This is a genomic window from Rhizobium mesoamericanum STM3625, assembly GCF_000312665.1.
GTDB classification, from domain to species: Bacteria; Pseudomonadota; Alphaproteobacteria; order Rhizobiales; family Rhizobiaceae; genus Rhizobium; species Rhizobium mesoamericanum.
On the sequence record NZ_HF536772.1, the window covers coordinates 2,648,325 to 2,667,572 of the forward strand.

The window sequence follows — 19,248 nt, forward strand, 5'->3', positions numbered from 1 at the left end:
GAACATAATGGCTGCAGAAAAAACACTACCAACTGAAGCGTCGTTCTCGGGCGCGCCGGTCACCGAACGGCCGCGGCCTGCCCCATACACTCGGGCAATATTGGCGCGGGTTCGAAGAAGGCTCTGTCAGGATCTCTTCAATCAAGAGCACGGCACGGCCGCTATTGACTTGGCGATCATACTGCCGGTCTTGATCGCGATGGCATTCGGTCTCGTCGACTACTCGTCCGCACTGCTCCAGCAGACGCAGGTGCAGAATGCGGCTCAGCGAGGTCTGCAGTATGCTTTGACCCACGGCTTCAATAGTTCCGCCATGTCCAACGTCATAACAAGAAATACTAACTCCGCCGTCATCTCCGCGACACCGGCGCCGTCGAAATTTTGCGGTTGCCCCAGCAATGTAGGCATCTCCAGCACGACGTGCTCCAGCCTCTGTTCCGACGGATCGCGAGCCGGGACCTATGTATCCGCCTCTGCCGCTGCGACCTACATACCCTACATTGCGCTTCCTTTCGTGCCCGCATCGTTTGCACTGCAGTCAACGGCCACAGCGAGGATTCAATGATACGCCACATCGCGAGGAGGGCCGAGGGGACAACCGCAGTCGAGTTTGCTCTGACTGCGCCGATCTTCATAATTCTTGTATTTTCTATCGGACAGTTCGGGCTCTTTCTCTGGACCCGCTTGGGATTGCAGCACGCCGTCGACCTCGGCGCCCGATGTGCGAGCCTACTCCACAGCACCTGTCCAGATGTAAGTTCAATCCAAGCGTACGCCGTTGACCAGGCCTATGGCCTTACAATCGATCCCAGTGTTTTTTCAGTGACGAAAGACGCGTGCGGACAGAATGTTACGGCGTCCTACACGTATACGATCGCAATTCCTCTTTTGCCATCAGTACCGGTGACCATCGCCGCAACGTCGTGCTTCCCGACCTATTGAACCGGCTTGAGCGCATTAGGAACAATTCGCAGTCAAGGGTAGGGCAGAGCCTTCGGTACACACCGCGCGCAATGGGGCCCATCGGCCGCAGGCCTACTGTGTCACCACAAGTTCTTGCCGTGATGTCGCCGACGACGCCACCATTCCTCCATCGTAAGATTGTTGAAACATGCAATATCGCCGGCGGCGGAAGGGGATTTTTGAACCACGCCGAACTCCTATATGCTTGAGCCTCGTATCATATAGGATCCGAGATGAGGGGGAGAAGATGTCTACTATAGCACTGCTAATAGTGCGGGCCGATGTTCCCAATGAAGCGGACCGGGCGCCCTTCGATCGATGGTATGACAGCCATATGCCAGACGCATTGCGCGCTTTTGGGGCGCTCCAGGCCTGGCGTACGTGGAGCCGAACCGATCCTTCGAAGCATACTGCATTCTATGAGTTTCCCAGTTTGGAGGCGGCAAACGCCTGTATTCAATCGCCCGGCAATGAATTTGATGCCATGTGGGGCCGGCGCGCGACACGCACGCGCGACGTTGTTGAAGTTGTTCAGCGGCTAGCAATTTCAAACTGAGATGCACATTTTTGCCAGTTTGACTGCTGCCGCGCTGGGCTGAGAAACATTATCAATAGCCGTGCGGAGACCCTCAGCCGCCCGCTGGTGGAGCAACCTTTGTGGTATCCTCTGTCAGCCTCGTGATGGGCGCCCAAACCTAAAGAAAGAACTGACATCCAAACGAAACCGCGGCAATGGCCAAGGGCATTGTCAGCACCATGACCATGCATTGCCAGTCGCTCTCATGGAAATCAACGCGCGTTTCTGAGTTCATTTCAGCTACTCCCGATACGCCGAGGAGCGTACCGGACTTAGTGGCGATGTCGTCTCAAAATTGGTTGCCGATTGTAATATTCGGAGTACCCACCACGCGACTGTGCCAGGTTCAAGCCAAGCCTTTCTGAAGGGCCGAGGCCGCGACACTAGCCGCGGCCTGGCCGTAGACAGAGGCACACGAGGCGGGCAGGGGGTTTTCTACTGGCCTGATGTGTTGACCCTGCTCACAGAGGAACTGCGAGCCGTTTCAGAATAGCCGATGAAGGCAAAGTGCAGGATGCCTTCGTTCGAACAGGCGAGCTCAGCCATTGGGTGGGGTCTGGAAAGGTGAGGTCCGCTGGGGTTAGCGGACCTCGGAGCACTGATACAGGAAGTCGGCCGCATTTGGGGCCGCCGCCATAACAGCACAAGCGTCCATAAATCGCATGTTCACCAATGGTGGTACGTGCAACACTCTTTCCAACAATATGGAGCTTTCAATGCAGGTCCTTCAGCTAGATCCGGCGGCAGAATTTGCATCTGCTTAAGGCCAAGCCTTTCTGAAAAACCGAGGCCGCGGCTAGTGTCGCGGCCTGGCTGTAGACAGAGGCACTGAAGGCCTGGAGGGGTTCCATTGGCCTTGGTATGGTCCCTGCTCACAGAGGATGAACCTGCGAGCATCCCAAAATATACAGCGCTGGTGACGAAGGCAGGATGCCTCCGTTCGAACAGGATGGCTTAGCCATTCGGTGGGGCTAGGAAGGTTGAGGCCCGCGGGGGTGACGCAGACGTCGGAGCACTGTGGCAGGAGTCGGCCGTAATTTGGGGGGGCGCGCACATAACCACAATCGGCATCAATCACATGCCGCCACGCGTGGTATTGGCTCGCGCTTTGATGGCTAGAACGTGGTTTCCTGTACCAGCCACCACACGGGAAGAAATGCCAGCGCGATTGCCGCCAGCCAGACCGTCGCGAACTTGATCAAGTACTGCCGCCTCGCCTTGGCTTCATTCCACTCGTAGTACATCGCCAACTCCCAACTTTAGGCTTCGCTACTGAAACACCGCTTCATCGGGGAGTCGAGTGCGGAACTGCAACACTCATCATCGCTCGCTTCGGTGGCTCATAGCTCTGTCTCCTTTTCGGGGATGACAGTAGCCGGGGCGGAAATCTCGCAAAAGTGTGAGTCACCAGGGGCAGTTCCCGGATCCCGCGGAGGGTCGGTCTGCCATATCCGGGCTGCATCGTATCCTTGGGCACCTCAGAAATTTGTTTCAATTATTTCCGGGACCGCTAATGTGCCTGGCATGGCAATCCGAACGGTGCGGCTTAAACAGGACGCAACGGGGACCGAGCATCCTGTACAGGACGAAATCTCGAATGCCAGAGGGAGAGAAGCTCAGTTCTTCGGAGGCAACGCCTGAGCTTCTCTCCCGAAGTCGGACGGGTAATAGGCCATGCGCATAGCGCCTCTCTCCTTGAAGAGGTTGCCGGCAGCCGTATGATGTGGATGGATTGACTTCGCTCCCGCGCGTCAAGCCCGATGAACCAATATCCTCATCGTCGTCACCACATCGTTAGCTCATAAAATGCCGTATAGCTTCAGCGCGATAGCCAGTAAGATGGCGATCAGCACATATCCCGTGTTTCTTATTTCGACGGGATACTTATTCGCCCATCCCAGGCGGTGGTGCATGTAGTAGAGATAGGCGTTGTCACTGACCGCTCCTTAGGTCATCGTGGTCGAGAGCGCCGCCGTTTTTGATGCGCTCTCGTTCTAGCTCCGCTGCTATTTCAGCATCATTTTTTTCTGAACACTGCGCGTCCCCTTCGGGCATGGCTATGCTCCGGCAGCCCTGGTACTCGAGTATTCTGGCGTGCCGGAGCCCTACTTGCGCCACTTATCTCAATGCTTTGAACTCTTGCCACGGTATGCCGCTGGTGTTGGCAAAGCTTCGTGCGCTCTCGCCAGTGCCTCCAACCACGTCGCAAGTTCGGCCGGAACCTCTTCGTTGCCGGCTTCTAACGCTTCAATCCATGAGAGCTCGCACTGAAGCGCCGACGCGATATTGATTGGGGTCCATCTGATATGGAGCAGACACTCGCTAAAACGTTCCGGGGTCATAGTTTGCTCCTAAGTGGCATCTCGGAGTTAGCCTGTTCATTTAGGTCGGTGGAGTCAATTGGAGCAGCGTCGGCTAATTGCTTGCTTTTTGCGTTTCTGTGGCTGCAATCGCTCATCGCGGACCTTGATGCCAGAGAAAACGATGCCGTTGACCACGCTTCCTGCGCAATTGAGCCTGAGCAATGAGAAAAGCTATTCCGCCCGCTTCGCGAACGAGCGGGCCGAGCATCCCTCCGAAAGTCCTTCTAGCGTCAAAATCGAGTGGGGAAAAAGTGGGAAGCCTACTTTTGCTCTTTGAAATGCAAAGTGAAATCAATTGGATAATTCGGAAAATGGCGGTGAAGGTGGGATTCGAACCCACGGTACCCTTCCGGGTACGGCGGTTTTCAAGACCGCTCGATTAAACCACTCTCGCACTTCACCGTTTCTCTTTGCGTCTGCGTTCGAGCTGCCGGCGCAAAACCAGCTTCAATCGCTGGAAACCATTTAATTTCACGCCCTTACAGCAGAGACTGTTCCGGCTTGTAACACCGGCTTCTCGAGCCATTCGGGCACTCTTTCGTGCAGTTGATTTGACGCTGCCTTTGGAGCTGGCGCCTCTCCTGCTGTCGCCTCTCGCGATAAGCTCAGGCAATGCAGCGTTTAAAGCCGTTCGGAGAAAGCGTCAACTGGTTCTATCAGCTTCGCGGATGGCGATAGAGAACACCCGCCTTCAACACACCGCCAGCTCCGTGCGCTCAGCGTGTCGCTCGGTGTGTTAAATTAGCAACTTATTAACCATATTAATTAGAATTGTCCCTATCTTTGCGAAATGCTTCGCAAATTTGCCATGAACGCCGCATGATTAAAGTCTCGTTAGGTTGGTGGGATTAGGGGTGTCTGGCCCAAGTCTGGGCAGATTTCTTAACCATAACGGTCTTGGGCGCGTGGGACATATGAAGCGAGACTACAGGGCGGCGTCATTCGCGGCAGGAATGCGATGGGTTGGACTGTCGCTCATCTGCGCAACGGTTACGGCATGCGGTACCGCTCCGACGTCCACGAAACGCACCCACGGTAAGGAATATTTTTCGGAGAAGGAATACGGCGTCAAGGCGAGCCCGCGCGTTGCCACCGGCAATAATATCCCGAAGGGCGGCGGCCGCTACATGGTCGGAGACCCCTATGTGGTGAAGGGGAAGTGGTACTACCCGAAGGAAGATTTTTCCTACAACAAGGTCGGCATCGCATCCTGGTACGGTTCGGCCTTTCACGGTCGCCTGACTGCAAACGGCGAAGTTTATGATCAGATGCATCTTTCCGCCGCGCATCCGACGTTTCCTTTGCCGAGCTATGCGCGTGTGACGAATACCGAGAACGGCGCGTCCATTATCGTACGTGTGAACGATCGTGGTCCGTACCACGAGGGGCGCATCATCGACCTGTCGAACAAGACGGCCGATATGCTTGACCTGCAGCATAGCGGTACCGGAAGGGTCCGCGTCCAGTATGTTGGTCGTGCCCGCATGGACGGTCACGATATGCCCTATCTGATGGCCTCCTACGTGCCAAAGGGCAGTCGCATTCCGGGTATCAACCCGGGCGGTGGGCAAATCGCGAGCGGTGTTATGGTCGCCTCCAACAGCAAGCGCATAACCGCAGACCAGCTAGAGAGCTTCGGCGGCTTCACGCCCGAGCCCGAGAGTGTCCCGGTGCCGGTCTCGGCGACGTCCTATGCCGGCTCGACCCCAAGCGCCAGCTATAATGCGGCGCCCGTTCCGACACCGATGCCGTCACCGTCCTTTGGTGGTGCTGCACCGCTTGCAGAGCCAACCGCCGGGCAGATGGTCATTCTGCCGGAATTCGGTCCAATCCCATATGAGCGTCCCTACGCAGGACAGCGGTCTCTCGCAATGGGGTATCAGGAAGTGAGCGCCAAAACCGTGAGCGTGGAACTCGCTTTCGATGCGGTGATGGTTCGCAACGATGGGCTCACGCAGGACTCCATCCTGGCATCCTTCAAGCGGCAGAAGGGGGCCGCCGCGAGCGCCGAGTAACGCTGCCCATTGCATCGCTCTCGGTCCGCCGATAGCATCTTCAAGGTCGCCCGAGCTGTGGGGTTTTCGGTGTTGAAGCGTTTGGTTCGCCTGTGCGTTTGTCTTCTGCCTTTTGCAACGGGTGCCGTTGCCGCGAACGCCGATACCAACGCCGCATTCGCGACCAAGGCCGAGCAAGCCTACATGATCGAGGCGTCGACCGGCACAGTGCTTCTTGCCAAGAACGAAAACCAGACCTTCTCGCCGGCTTCGCTCGCGAAGCTGATGACGCTGGATCTGGTCTTCGACGCGCTGTCCAGGAACCAGATTACACTCGATACCGAATATCCCGTTTCCGAATACGCCTGGCGCACCGGTGGCGCGCCGTCGCGCACGGCAACAATGTTCGCCGCGCTCAAATCGAATGTCCGAGTAGAGGATCTCGTCAAGGGTATTGCCATCCAGGGCGCCAATGACAGCTGCATCATTCTTGCGGAAGGAATGAGCGGCAGCGAACCGGCCTTTGCCGCAGCTATGACACGGCGCGCCAAGACGCTTGGCATGGAGCGGTCTGTCTTCGGGAATTCGACCGGACTGCCTGATGGCAAGAGCAAGACGACCGCGCTTGATATGGTGACGTTGGCTGCTGAACTTCAAAAGTCCTATCCGAACCTCTATCCCTATTTCGCGCAGCCCGATTTCGAATGGAACAAGATCTTCCAGCGCAACCGCAACCCGCTGCTTGGTTTCGGCATGGGGGTTGATGGCCTGGCGATAGGCTTTGCCGAGGGAGAGGGATACTCGATCGTTGCTTCAGTCGAACGCGACGGCAGGCGGCTTCTTATGGCACTGGGCGGGATTGCCTCCGACAAGGAGCGGACGGAGGAGGCAAAGCGGGTGCTCGAATGGGGGCTGACCGCATTCGAAAGCCGCCAGATTTTCGCCGATGCTGAGATCATCGGCCAAGCCAGCGTCTACGGTGGAACCTCGCGGAGCGTCGATCTTGTCGCAAAGACGCCGGTGAGCGTCTATATCCCGATTAATAATCCGGAGCGGCTTTCGGCGCGTATCGTCTACCGTTGGCCGTTGATGGCTCCCGTGGAGGCGGGTCATGAGATAGGGACGCTGCGGATCTCTGCCGGTGGCCGCCTTTTGCGCGAGGTGCCGCTCTACACGAAAGAAAACGTGGCTGTCGGCTCATTGAGCAGCCGAGCCGTCGATGCTCTCATGGAGCTCGGCGAGACGTTGCTGTTTTCGTGGCTGTGGGATAAGCCCGAACCCACGTGATCGCCATGTTCGCCGCACAGGGTTGTCACAGGCAGTTTCGCTTTTCGCTGCCTTCAGCTAGATGTTAGGGCAGTGGTGCGGGTTAGCGCCGTAATGCAGGAAGCAGTCATTGTCATCCGGTATAGGGTTGTTTGTAACGTTTGAAGGCGGGGAGGGCGCGGGCAAGTCGACGCAGATCCGTCGCCTTGCCGAGTCTCTCCGTGTGCAGGGCCATGACGTGCTGTTGACGCGAGAGCCAGGTGGTTCACCGGGCGCGGAGGCGGTGCGTCACGTGCTTCTGTCGGGTGCTGCCGAGGCCTTTGGAACACGCATGGAGGCAATCCTTTTTGCAGCTGCGCGTAATGATCACGTCGAGGAAGTTATCCGGCCAGCTCTAATGAGCGGCAAGGTGGTCCTTTGTGATCGTTACATGGATTCGTCCCGCGTCTATCAAGGCGTGACCGGAAATCTTGAATCGGAATTCATCGAGGCGCTGCAACGTGCTGCCGTCAATGGTATCGTCCCGGATTGCACACTGATGCTCGATCTGCCGGCCCGCGCCGGCCTGGAGCGTGCCCGGAGGCGGGGAGCGGCTGGCGACGTGAGCCCGGATCGCTTCGAGAAGGAAGAACTGGAGACCCACGAGAAGCGCCGTGAAGCCTTCCTCGATATCGCTGCCGGGGAGCCAGACCGTTGCCGCGTGATCGATGCGATGCAGACCGAAGAGGCTATCGCGGCGGAGATTCTGGAGATCGTTGGGCAGCGCCTGTCACACCCGGCCTCGGTGAAGGTAGCGGAAACAGCGCATGAGTGATGAACGTCCGGGATTGCTCGACGGCGCCATATGGCCGGCCGAGAATATGAAGCTATTTGGTCACGAGCAGGCCGAGGCGTTCCTCGGGCAATCATACCGGTCGGGTAAGGGGCACCACGCGATCCTGATAGAGGGGCCACCGGGTATCGGCAAGGCGACACTCGCGTTCCGCTTTGCAAACCACGTGCTGACCCATCCTGATCCGACCAGCGCGCCGGAGTTGCTGGCGGATCCCGATCCCTCTTCATCGGTTAGCCGTCAGATAGCTTCCGGTGCGTCACACAACCTGCTCCACCTGGCGCGTCCCGTTGATGAGAAGACCGGGAAGGTCAAGTCCGCCATCACGGTTGATGAAGTCAGACGGGCAGGGCGCTTCTTCTCACAGACCTCTGGCACCGGCAATTGGCGCATCGTCATTATCGATCCAGCCGATGACATGAACCGCAATGCCGCGAATGCGATCCTGAAAATTCTCGAGGAGCCGCCGAAGCGCGCGCTGTTCCTACTTATCTCGCACGCGCCCGGGAAACTACTGCCGACAATTCGTTCGCGCTGCCTTCCGCTGAAGCTTGCACCGCTTGAAGACAGCGCTCTCGGCGCGGCGCTCGCGCATCTCGGTATCGAGGCCAATGATCGCGACCTTCTTGCGGCAGCGAACGGCAGCGTAGGCGAGGCGCTGAAGCTGGTGAACTATGGCGGCGGCGAGATCATCGCCGCCTATAACGAGGTCCTGCAAGCGCAGGGAGCATCTGCCCGCCGGGCGATGCATCGGCTTGCGGATGCCCTTTCTGGCAAAGATAGCGATACGATCTTTGAGTTCTTCACTAGCCATGTGAGCGAAGATCTGATGCGCAGGGCGCGGGCGGCAGCGATTGCAGGGCAGGTGGCAGCGGCCGAGCGATTGGCCCGTCTGCATTCCGACATCGGCGAGCGGCTGACGGTCTCTGATGCCTACAATCTGGACCGCAAGCAAACAATCCTCAGCATCCTCGGAGACATCAAGCAGCCTGGTCCCTGATCAGGGCGCGAGCAGCTTCCAGGCGACGACGACGAGCGTCAACGCCAGCACGATACGGATTGTCCGTTCATGAAGCCTCGGTGCGATCAGGCTACCGGCGACGATGCCAGGGATTGAGCCCACCAGAAGAGCAAACAGCATTCCCCAGTTAATCTCGCCGATCATCCAGTAGCCCATGCCACCGATCAGCGTTAGGGGAACGGCATGCACGATGTCGGAACCGACGATCTCGCGGACATCAAGGCGCGGGTACAGCACGAGCAGCACCGTTACACCCAGAGCCCCAGCTCCGACTGATGTCAGCGTAACCAAGGTACCAAGTGCCAGGCCAAGCACGGTGGTCCAGACGGCAATCGTGACCGGCTTGGGCGGCGAGCGCTCTCCGATTGCATGGAAGGCGAACGCCAGAACTTGCTTGCGAAACAGCAGCATCAAGGCAGTTATGACAAGCAGCCAGCCAAGCGCTGTCGTGATCGTGTGGGCGACTTCGACGCTCTTGCGGTCGACGCCGGCCATCAGCCAGAGCATGAGCAGGGCTGCCGGAACGCTGCCGGCGGCAAGACAGCCGACAATGCGCCAGTTTACCCGGCCGTGCATGCCGTGCACCGCCGTTCCTGCCGTCTTGGTAACCGCGGCATAGAGCAGATCGGTTCCGACAGCGGTGGCCGGATGAACACCGAAGACCAGCACCAGGAGGGGCGTCATGAGCGATCCGCCACCAACGCCGGTGATACCGACAAGCGCGCCGACGAGAAGTCCCGAGAAAGAGTAGAGGGGATCGAAACTGGAAAGGTCAGTCAAACAGGCGACCTCGAGCTCGCGCGCTTGAATTGGTGCTGCCGAGTGCTGGAGATGTCACGTCGCTGATGCCCCACCTTGGATTTTTCTTTGGGTAGAATGCGTCTAAAATCGAGTCAAGTGCAGTGTGCCCGTCATGGGTAAATCGCCGATGCTTTCGAAACTTGGTGTTTCGCTTCGCCATGACATGCGCTAAGAGCGGCTGACAAATTTTATAGAGTAAGCCGGACAAGAATGGCCGCCATGACAGACAAGACACCCTTCTACATCACCACCGCGATTTCCTATCCGAACGGCAAGCCTCATATTGGCCATGCCTACGAGCTGATCGCGACGGATGCCATGGCGCGTTACCAGCGCCTTGATGGCAAGGATGTCTTTTTTCTGACGGGTACCGATGAACACGGTCAAAAGATGCAGCAGACGGCGCGCGCAGAAGGCATTTCGGCGCAGGAGCTCGCTGACCGCAATTCCGGCGCATTCCAGTCGATGGGGCAACTTCTCAACGCCTCGAATGATGATTTCATTCGAACGACGCAGGAGCGTCACCATCAAACGTCGCAAAACATCTGGAACCTGATGGCCGATAGCGGCGACATTTACAAGGATTCCTATGCCGGCTGGTATTCGGTTCGTGACGAGGCCTACTATCAAGCGAACGAAATTGAGTTGCGGCCCGATGGGGTGCACTACGGACCGCAAGGCACGCCTGTCGAATGGGTGGAAGAGGCGAGCTACTTCTTCAAGCTTTCGGAATACCAGGACAAGCTTCTCGCGCACTACGAAGCCAATCCGGACTTCATCGGGCCGGCCGAGCGGCGCAACGAGGTCATTTCTTTCGTCAAGTCGGGACTGAAGGATCTGTCGATTTCGCGCACGACCTTTGATTGGGGCATCAAGGTGCCGAACGACCCTGACCACGTCATGTATGTCTGGGTTGACGCCCTGACCAACTACATCACGGCAACGGGCTATATCGAAGATCGCAACGGCCCCCGCGCCAAGTACTGGCCGGCGGATGTGCACATTATCGGCAAGGATATCATCCGCTTCCACGCTGTCTACTGGCCAGCCTTCCTGATGTCCGCGAAGCTGCCGCTGCCAAAGCGCGTCTTCGCTCACGGCTTCCTGCTCAACAAGGGCGAGAAGATGTCGAAGTCGCTCGGCAACGTCGTCGATCCGGTTAATCTCGTGAACCATTTCGGCCTTGACCAGGTGCGCTACTTCTTTCTGCGCGAAGTCTCCTTCGGCCAGGACGGCAGCTATAGCGAAGAGGCGATCGGCACCCGCATCAACTCCGACCTTGCCAACGGTATCGGAAATCTTGCCAGCCGCTCGCTGTCGATGATCGTCAAGAACTGCGACGGCAAGATCCCGGAATGTGGTCCGCTGACGGATGAAGATCGCGCCATGTTGGCGCAGGCTGATGCGCTGCTCGCCTCGACGCGGGACGATATGGGCAAGCAGCTTATTCACCGGGCGCTGGCTTCGATCATAGCCGTCGTTTCCGAAACCGATCGCTATTTCGCCGGCCAGGAGCCGTGGGCTCTCAAGAAGACCGATCCGGCGCGCATGGACACCGTGTTGTATGTCACGGCTGAGGTCGTCCGTCAGATCGCCATCCTGCTGCAGCCCTTCATGCCGGAATCGGCCGGCAAGCTCTTGGACCTCGTTGCGGCTCCTATAGACAAGCGAGATTTCGCGGCACTCGGCAAAGCCGGTCGCCTCGTCGCCGGCACGCCGCTGGAAGCGCCGAAGCCGGTCTTCCCGCGCTACGTCGCGCCGGAAGCGTGAGGACGTCATGCTGATCGATACGCATTGTCATCTGGATTTCGCCGACTTCGAGGCGGAGCGGGACGAGATCGTCAAGCGCGCTCACGATGCGGGCGTCAAGCAGATGGTGACGATCTCGACGCGTGTGCGCAAGCTGGACGGGCTGCTCGCCATCACGGAGAAATATCCGTCTGTGTTCTGTTCCGTCGGCACCCATCCGAACAATGCCGGCGATGAACTCGACATCCAGACGGACGATCTCGTCCGTCTGGCTACCGCCCACGAGAAGATCGTCGCGATCGGCGAGGCCGGCCTCGACTATTTCTACGACACGCAGAAACCGGAAGACCAGAAGACCGGGTTGCGGCGTCACATCAATGCATCGCGCGAAACGCAGCTGCCGCTTGTAATTCACAGCCGCAGCGCTGACGAAGACATGGCGGCGATCCTGACCGAGGAAACGGGGAAGGGAAACTTCCCCTTCATCCTTCATTGCTTCTCCTCGGGCGCCGAACTCGCAAGGGTGGGTGTTGAACTTGGCGGCTACGTCTCCTTTTCCGGCATTCTGACGTTCCCGAAGTCGGAGGAGCTTCGCTCTATCGCCGCGACGATCCCTCACGATCGTTTGCTTGTCGAAACGGACGCGCCCTATCTTGCGCCCAAGCGCTGGCGCGGCAAGCGCAACGAACCTTCCTACGTGGTGAACACCGCCGAGGTTCTGGCCGAGACGCTCGGACTTAGCTATGCCGAGATGGCCCGGATCACGACGGAGAACGCATTCCGCATTTTCTCAAAGATGCCGAGGATCTAAGAGCGTGGGATACAGACGGCGTTTCACCATTCTCGGCTGTTCGTCGTCACCCGGCGTTCCTCGCATTACAGGCGACTGGGGCGCCTGCGATCCAGCCAATCCGAAGAACCGTCGTACCCGCGCGGCCTTCATGGTGCAGCAGTTTGATGACAACGGTGGCGTCACCACCGTCGTTGTCGACACCGGACCGGACTTTCGCGAGCAGATGATCGCCGCCCGTGTCACACACATCGATGCGGTTCTCTATACACATCCGCATGCCGACCACATCCATGGTCTCGACGATCTTCGCGGCTATTTCTATGGATCGCAGCAACGCGTTCCGATCCATGCCACGAAGGAGACGATGGATCGCATTCGCCAGGGGTTCGGCTATTGCATGGAGACGCCCCCCGGGAGTAACTATCCGCCAATCGTTGAACCCAGGATCATTGAAAGCACTGATGGGCCGATGCGAATTACCGGCGCGGGGGGTACGATTTCGTTCCGTCCCCACACACAGCAGCATGGTGATATCACGTCGTTGGGATTTCGCATCGGAGATGTCGCTTATTGCAGTGATATCAGTGACTTTCCTCCCGAAACGGTCACCAAGCTTCGGGATCTCGATGTCCTCATCATCGACGCGCTGCAGTACCGATATCATCCCAGCCACCTTTCGCTGGAACAGTCCTTAGACTGGATTGATCGTCTGAAGCCTAAGCGGGCAATCCTGACCCACATGCATACCCCGCTCGACTACGACACTGTTATGGCCGAGACGCCAGATCATGTCGTACCAGCCTATGATCAGATGAGCTTCGATATCGAGTTGGCGGAGCTGGAAACCGTCTGACGCGGTTGTAGCGCGCCAGCATCACCGAAAGCGGCGAGCCGCCCTTCAAAGAACATTAATATACGCCAATATCGTTTTGAAATACAACGTATTTATGTGGTCCGACTATAATGGTGGCGTTGCGTTTTCGATTGCCTCTGTTGCTCCAAATAGTGTGGTTTCGGCACTGATGGGTGAGTCAGTGGCTGGCCCGCTCGCATTGTATGATAGGGACCTAGTAGATTGCTTCCGCATCAGCGTGCTGCTACGTCCTCACCGGTTTGCTGCTTCTTGGAGTTGCGAGGTTGGCAACAAGGAAAGTGCTTGTAGGTAGGTCAAGCACAACCGTATGCTGCAGTGGTGACGAGTTGGAGTGAAGTCATTGACGCTCAGATAGCAATTGGCGATCATCGTGACATCGCACGAGGATTCGCCGAGATGGGTTCTGATCAGGGCGGCGCAATAGCCCAACTTGCGGGCCCACGCCCAAAGCTCCACAATTGGCTGATTGAGCAGGGTGAGTACGAGCGGCAGGAACAGCGACGTGGACGACGGCACGCATATGAATCTGTCGACGCCCGCCAAACGGCCCTGATCGTGATCGATATGGTCCCATTTTTCGTCGAGGAAAGCGGCTACTGCCGAGGGACACTGCCGAACATCATTCGCCTCGCGGACGCTCTTCGCACCGCTGGTGGCAAGGTGACCTGGGTTGTTCCCGGCTCCAATCAGCCTCATCCGGATCTCACACGGGAATTCTTTGGCGACGAGATAGCGGAAGTATATAGGAGGTCAGGCGGGGTGGGCCCGTTATCGCGAAGGGTGTGGGCTGGCCTATCACCGAGAGCGGAAGATCTGTATTTCGAGAAGTCCGCTTATAGTGCGTTTTTCCCGGGCTCCTCAGACGCACCCGCTGTTCTTCGCGCTCGCGGAATTGACACTGTTCTCATCACAGGAACCCTGACGAACATCTGCTGTGAGTCCTCGGCCAGAGACGCCTATGCAAGCGGGTTCCGGGTGATTTTCATAGCTGACGGGACGGCTGCCAGGCGCGATCAGGAGCACAACGCAGCACTCCACAATATTTATCGGAGCTTTGGCGATGTGCGACCGACAGATGAAGTCATTGCCCTTCTGTCCGCTAAACAGGCTCTAAGGTAACCGTTGGACGCAGGTTCGAAGAGATCAAATGGAGAATACCCGAGAGAAAGTGGCCGCCGTTACAGCCGCGCTCCGACGCTCAGGAGTTGTCTGCGATCTTTTTGGCGGTTGGGCAGAGGAAGTTTTAGGTCTCCGCAAGCCATCTACGCATAGCGATATCGATATGGTTTATCGCAGCGAGACCTTCCGGGAACTCGATTCTAAGCTTCGAGACATTCCTGAGTTCGAAGAGGTTCCACTCAAGCGCTTCCGCCACAAACGAGCTTTCCGCTTTTACGGCACGCTGTGCGAGATAACCCTGGTGCAGGGAGGAGAGGGGCCTGTTACGCTTTTCTGGGGCGACGCTCCTTTCCTGTGGGATACTCCGCTCCTGCATGGAGCCTTGGTCGAGGTTGAGAAGGAGCCGATCTCAGTCGTATCCGCCAGCAACCTCAAACGATACCGCGATCTCCATAGGGACAGGCAGCCGCATCGCTGGCGTGAACCGCAAGCGCTAGAAGCCTACGAATGAAATGTGGAACTCCTGCTGCTCCATGGGTAAAACCTGCAAGCCCGTGATTCCCAGACTGGCCGCCGGAGACGTTGTCCGCCTGGTTTCGCCAGCAAGCACACCCAGCGAAGCTGACGTAGAAAGTTGCATCAGATTTTTGGAGGGGCTAGGCCTCAAGCCCCAATTGGGTGTCCATGCTCTTGACCGACTTGGTTTCCTCGCGTGGCCGCGATGAAGACCGTCTTCGATATGCAAAGCCTGAACGCGGTGTTGCACAGCTCTCTTACGGGCGTTTGTTGCTTTTCGTCCGGCATGGAACGCACCACAAGCTGTCGGTGTCTCACACAACGAAGTAGGGGTCTGCTGCGTCGTATTGCTCGTCTCGAAGGGCGTTCGAATGGGTTCCTTGATCGTCTGGGTAGCGGGAACCTTACCGAACCCGCTGCCGGGTTGAAGGGTGATCAAAGCGATGACGTCCCTGTCTGGAGGTCGAAGCGTAATCGGCAGACTGAACGTATCATCCGCGACGGTCACCGGGCGGGTGATCACGAGCATTCGGGCCTTCGCCAAGAAGTCGCCGCGCAGACGCTGCCATGTGAAAAGATAGCACAAGCCAGCCGCTTCCCCTCGGTTGGGATGGCAAAGTAGCCGACCAGAATAAGAGTGCCCACACCCGGGATCTGGAAAGCGTCGGCGGACGCTCCTATCTCATTCCTATAGGAATTCAGGGAGGTTATCATGCCAAAACCTGCCAATCGTGCGGGAGAAAGTCCTATTGTCGAGATCCTGCCCCCAGCCAGGTTTTCCAACCACGAAACCGTCGTCTGCGATTGCTGCCATCAAAGAAAGAGTAGGGATGAGTTCGACGAGGATGCATTCGGCATTTGTGCAGAATGCATTGGTTCCGATGCGGGTGTCGTCGATCTCGTGATGGGTGTTTACGAATGTCATCAATAAGAAGTCGCGCTGGGGCGGCCACCGGGGGGATAGGTCTCTTGGATTACTCCATCAAGCGCGCAGTGTCACATAGGTACGCGGAACGTCATGGCCCCGTTGCTTGACTCCGGCGAATAATGGAACAAATAGAGAACGAATGCGATTGGATAGCGATGATGTTGAACAAGGTTACGAAGGATCCTCTGAAGCGCAACTCGTTTGAAGTCTGGTGGCGAGCGCTGCCGAAGGATATTCGAGAGAAGCAAGACTATGCGTTCGCAAAACGTTGCTTCCGGGCAGGGCACCTCTTGGGAGCCCGACCGGCTAAGACGAAGTTCCGGTTCCGAGCCGGAAGGTTGTCGTCTGGGCCTGAGCGACAAACAGCAAATACGCTACGAGGGAAGCCATGATCGAATTGGATTTCCGCGTTGCGAAGCGGGGAGGAAGCCACCGAAGACGGGATGGAAACTTTTGCCTGTGCAGGCCCGATGCCTGACATTCATCCGTTCCGAAGACTTCGACTATGGACCCTGAAGGAGGCGGGCGACCAAGGACAGATCCTTGTGATCACCTGCAACTTCTGCCGGGTCACTCACAGGTATATTCCGGACGATCTGGTTAAACTCTGCGGTGACATTACCCTGGACAGGGTGCTAACCCGTTTCAAATGCGAGGGGTGTGGCAAAAAGCACTATCTCAGGATGGAGCTGCATTTCCCCAATGGCAGCGAGTATGGACACCTGAAGGTAAGGCGGCTCACAGAAATCCGCACAGTGACGATCCCCATCTGGGCGGACGACGTCCTGCACTAGTAGGGCAATGGATCCACGGAATTGAGCTTGATGAGGTGGACGACATACGACCATTGGTGACCGCGCCGCTCATCAGTGGAGCAACTCCCACCCTCTCGTGCGCTTCTTTCACGTTAAGCTTGGCAGCCGTCTTCTCCTGGATTTCAGAAGTTGCGTCGCGGCTGATCGCGGCGGGGTTTCCGCGAGCGAACCTTACGAGGTTGCCTTTTTCGCGAAAAAGCATGGGATCTCGAAAGAGGACGCGATGGTGATCATCAAAAAACACGGTTCAAACCGGGAGGCGGCTGACGCGGCGGCTGCCCAAAAGAAACCCCGCTGATTGAAAGCGGGGTTAAATGGGACGATTGGAAAGGTGAACATGATTTGTTCGCGTCGCCAAATGCGCCATCAGGTACCGGTTCCGGTACGAACTCGTACAAACGCCCCGCTGACGCGGATGCAGTGAGGAGCATTGAAACGCTTGTGAGCTTCGTTCGCTGCCCGCGACAAGCCCAGGGTTGCGTCTTGCGGGATTAAAGTGCAAATGCCACTAGGGGCAACTTGAGGACCAACGCGAACGACGGTGGGGTGTGTCTGGCCATTCCGGTTTATTCCGTCTCGTGTTAGGTTGCACGTATGACACGAGACGCCGCTATTGCCAGAGCAGTGTCCTACTTCACATCAGGCCGTTTTCGGAAGGATCTGGCGCGACGGATCGCGATGCCGACGGAGAGTCAGAACCCTGACCGTGCGTCGGTGCTCGACCTTTACATTGAGACTGAGATGAAGCCGGCTTTCGAAGCCCTCGGTTTCGCAGGTCGGATACTTTCCCAAGAAGATTGGCCCTTTCTTTATGTCGAGCGCCACGAGGACGCCCTTCGACCGACGGTATTGGGCTATGGCCACGGCGACGTCGTCCGGGGGCTCGATAATGATTGGGATGACGGTCTTTCTCCCTGGCAGCTGACCGAGCGGGACGGCAGGTGGTACGGCCGCGGTGTCGCCGACAACAAGGGCCAGCATACAATCAACATCGGTGCGCTTCGGGCCGTGATCGAAACGCGCGGGAAGCTTGGATTCAATGCCAAGTATCTGATCGAGATGGGGGAGGAGAGGCTTTCCCCTGGCCTGCATGCACTGGTTGCGGCTCATAAGGAATTATTCCGCGCCGACGTGTTGATCGCCTCGGATGGTCCCCGTCTTTCGGCCACGCGGCCGACTGTCTTTCTGGGGTCTCGCGGGGCGATCAGCTTTGACATTTGGATCGATGCCCGCAAGGGCGGTCATCATTCCGGTAATTGGGGGGGTCTTTTATCCGACCCTGCAATCCAGCTTGCCCATGCGATCTCCACTATTGCCTCGCCCTCGGGCAGGATTCTGGTCCCGGAATGGCTCCCGATGGGTATTCCGGACAATGTTCGCCGAGCTCTCGCGGACTGTGAGATCGAGAGCGGTGCTGAAGGCCCGCAGATTGATCCCGATTGGGGCGAGCCCGGCCTGACTCCAGCGGAGAAGCTGTACGGTTGGTGCTCATTCGCCGTACCTGCCTTCGAGGCCGGAAACCCGAGGACGCCTGTTGGGGCCATTCCGGCGCGAGCTTGGGCTCGCTGTCAGTTGCGCTTCGTCGTCGGTGTCGAGGTGGAAAATATCCTGCCGGCTCTGCGCCGCCATCTGGATCAGTGCGGTTTTTCACAGGTTCAAATAGCGCAGGCGAACGATGCCGCTTTTCGTGCGACAAGGCTCGATCCTGAACACCCATGGGTTAGTTGGGCGGTGGACTCGATTGGCCGCACGACGGGGAAAAAGCCGGCCATACTGCCGAACCTTGGCGGCTCGCTGCCGAACGATGCCTTCTCCGAAATTCTGCAGCTTCCGACCGTGTGGATACCGCACTCATATCCGGGGTGCTCTCAGCATGCACCGAACGAGCATCTGCCCGTCAACATCGCCCGTGAGAGTCTCGCGTTGATGGCGGGGCTTTATTGGGACCTTGGCGAGCCAAACGTTCCGGGAGCATCAAACGCCGATTGACCCGGTAAGTGAGCGCGCGGCTGGTGGCATTGGCTGCATAAGAGAGCATTTTTGTTCCCAACTTCTTGGAAAGCGATCCGTTTAGCGCATGATCGCGCGGGCTTTACTGGCGGTTTGGTTGGACGAATCCAATCAATCGGTCGGCGGTGGATTGTTTGGCTTGATGCAACAGCCTTGCCGGATTGACTGGCATTCTTGGGTGTTTGTCTTGGACACGGGGGATAATGCTCTGGCAAAAACCCAACTGGTACCGAAGCAACCTTGGACGCCGACAGCAAGACGCTAACAGTCACGGCTGTATTCGGCTAGCCGATGTAGCCACATTCAACCACCACCTGTGCAGAGTGTCGGCGTTAGTTCCATAATCTATCTTATCCGATTTTCTGATGTACCCGCAAAGTTAAAGTGTCCTCATTCTGCAAAGTAAGAATGTCACTCTCCCCGGGCTTTGATGACCTGGGAGATTGCGGATGGGACTGATAGCGATGAGCGAGCGTGATGTGCAGCGGATCGAGATTTTGTCGAAGGTGATTGCCGGCCGCATGACGCTGGTGTCGGCGGCGCGTGTGCTTGATCTGAGCACACGCCAGGTTCGTCGTCTGCTGGAGCGGATCAAGACTGACGGCGCAGCGTCGATAAGGCATAAGG

18 protein-coding genes and 1 tRNA gene are annotated in these 19,248 nt (G+C 57.6%); 15 read left to right on the forward strand and 4 right to left on the reverse strand.

What is annotated here, in order from left to right:
• Positions 1-7 precede the first annotated feature (7 nt).
• The gene (locus tag BN77_RS35825; RefSeq protein WP_051177131.1) at positions 8-565 is read left to right on the forward strand and encodes a TadE/TadG family type IV pilus assembly protein; all 558 of its coding nucleotides are present in this window, start codon (positions 8-10) and stop codon (positions 563-565) included.
• Entirely contained in the window at positions 562-942 is a 381-nt protein-coding gene (locus BN77_RS35830) for a TadE/TadG family type IV pilus assembly protein (protein ID WP_007532527.1), read from the forward strand. Before BN77_RS35825 ends, BN77_RS35830 begins: the two co-directional genes overlap by 4 nt.
• Before the next feature lie 1,713 nt (positions 943-2,655).
• Here BN77_RS35830 and BN77_RS35535 read toward each other — a convergent pair.
• The 3 genes from BN77_RS35535 to BN77_RS13060 all read right to left on the reverse strand — a co-directional run bounded on the left by BN77_RS35535 (position 2,656) and on the right by BN77_RS13060 (position 4,305).
• Entirely contained in the window at positions 2,656-2,784 is a 129-nt protein-coding gene (locus BN77_RS35535; RefSeq protein ID WP_268871437.1) for a hypothetical protein, read from the reverse strand.
• Positions 2,785-3,663: 879 nt separating this feature from the next.
• A complete protein-coding gene (locus BN77_RS34780; RefSeq protein WP_081593546.1) occupies positions 3,664-3,882 on the reverse strand; it encodes a hypothetical protein in 219 nt (72 codons plus the stop codon).
• Between the two features lie 333 nt (positions 3,883-4,215).
• Positions 4,216-4,305, reverse strand: a tRNA-Ser gene (locus BN77_RS13060).
• A gap of 512 nt (positions 4,306-4,817) precedes the next feature.
• Between BN77_RS13060 and BN77_RS13065 the strand changes: the two genes are divergently transcribed.
• From BN77_RS13065 to BN77_RS13080, 4 genes are all read left to right on the forward strand, one after another.
• The gene (locus tag BN77_RS13065) at positions 4,818-5,918 is read left to right on the forward strand and encodes a septal ring lytic transglycosylase RlpA family protein (protein WP_007532535.1); all 1,101 of its coding nucleotides are present in this window, start codon (positions 4,818-4,820) and stop codon (positions 5,916-5,918) included.
• A 69-nt stretch (positions 5,919-5,987) separates the two neighbouring features.
• Positions 5,988-7,184: a D-alanyl-D-alanine carboxypeptidase family protein gene (locus BN77_RS13070; protein ID WP_040677753.1), complete on the forward strand. Its 1,197-nt coding sequence runs from the start codon at positions 5,988-5,990 to the stop codon at positions 7,182-7,184.
• Positions 7,185-7,293: 109 nt separating this feature from the next.
• Positions 7,294-7,977, forward strand: a complete 684-nt coding sequence (gene tmk / locus BN77_RS13075) for a dTMP kinase (protein ID WP_007532540.1) — start codon at positions 7,294-7,296, stop codon at positions 7,975-7,977.
• A complete protein-coding gene (locus BN77_RS13080; protein WP_007532543.1) occupies positions 7,970-8,995 on the forward strand; it encodes a DNA polymerase III subunit delta' in 1,026 nt (341 codons plus the stop codon). The genes tmk and BN77_RS13080 overlap by 8 nt, the downstream gene beginning before the upstream one ends.
• Here BN77_RS13080 and BN77_RS13085 read toward each other — a convergent pair whose 3' ends face one another.
• Positions 8,996-9,796, reverse strand: a complete 801-nt coding sequence (locus BN77_RS13085; protein WP_007532545.1) for a sulfite exporter TauE/SafE family protein — start codon at positions 9,794-9,796, stop codon at positions 8,996-8,998.
• 240 nt (positions 9,797-10,036) lie between these two features.
• Here BN77_RS13085 and metG point away from each other — a divergent pair, with 240 nt between their 5' ends.
• From metG to BN77_RS33485, 9 genes are all read left to right on the forward strand, one after another.
• Positions 10,037-11,587: a methionine--tRNA ligase gene (metG, locus tag BN77_RS13090; protein WP_040677755.1), complete on the forward strand. Its 1,551-nt coding sequence runs from the start codon at positions 10,037-10,039 to the stop codon at positions 11,585-11,587.
• Positions 11,588-11,594: 7 nt separating this feature from the next.
• On the forward strand, positions 11,595-12,377 hold the full coding sequence (locus BN77_RS13095) for a TatD family hydrolase (protein ID WP_007532549.1): 783 nt from the start codon (positions 11,595-11,597) through the stop codon (positions 12,375-12,377).
• 4 nt (positions 12,378-12,381) lie between these two features.
• On the forward strand, positions 12,382-13,212 hold the full coding sequence (locus BN77_RS13100) for an MBL fold metallo-hydrolase (RefSeq protein WP_007532550.1): 831 nt from the start codon (positions 12,382-12,384) through the stop codon (positions 13,210-13,212).
• A gap of 585 nt (positions 13,213-13,797) precedes the next feature.
• Positions 13,798-14,352, forward strand: a complete 555-nt coding sequence (locus tag BN77_RS13105; protein ID WP_244426213.1) for a cysteine hydrolase family protein — start codon at positions 13,798-13,800, stop codon at positions 14,350-14,352.
• Positions 14,353-14,380: 28 nt separating this feature from the next.
• Positions 14,381-14,863, forward strand: coding sequence for a hypothetical protein (locus BN77_RS13110; protein ID WP_040677146.1), 483 nt, complete (start codon positions 14,381-14,383; stop codon positions 14,861-14,863).
• Between the two features lie 717 nt (positions 14,864-15,580).
• Positions 15,581-15,799: a hypothetical protein gene (locus BN77_RS33480; protein ID WP_157224453.1), complete on the forward strand. Its 219-nt coding sequence runs from the start codon at positions 15,581-15,583 to the stop codon at positions 15,797-15,799.
• 467 nt (positions 15,800-16,266) lie between these two features.
• A complete protein-coding gene (locus tag BN77_RS13125; RefSeq protein ID WP_040677149.1) occupies positions 16,267-16,590 on the forward strand; it encodes a hypothetical protein in 324 nt (107 codons plus the stop codon).
• Positions 16,591-17,205: 615 nt separating this feature from the next.
• Entirely contained in the window at positions 17,206-18,600 is a 1,395-nt protein-coding gene (locus tag BN77_RS13135; protein WP_007532566.1) for a M20 family metallopeptidase, read from the forward strand.
• A gap of 470 nt (positions 18,601-19,070) precedes the next feature.
• Positions 19,071-19,248 (forward strand): helix-turn-helix domain-containing protein (locus tag BN77_RS33485; RefSeq protein WP_157224481.1); only part of this gene is annotated, 178 nt, incomplete at its 3' end.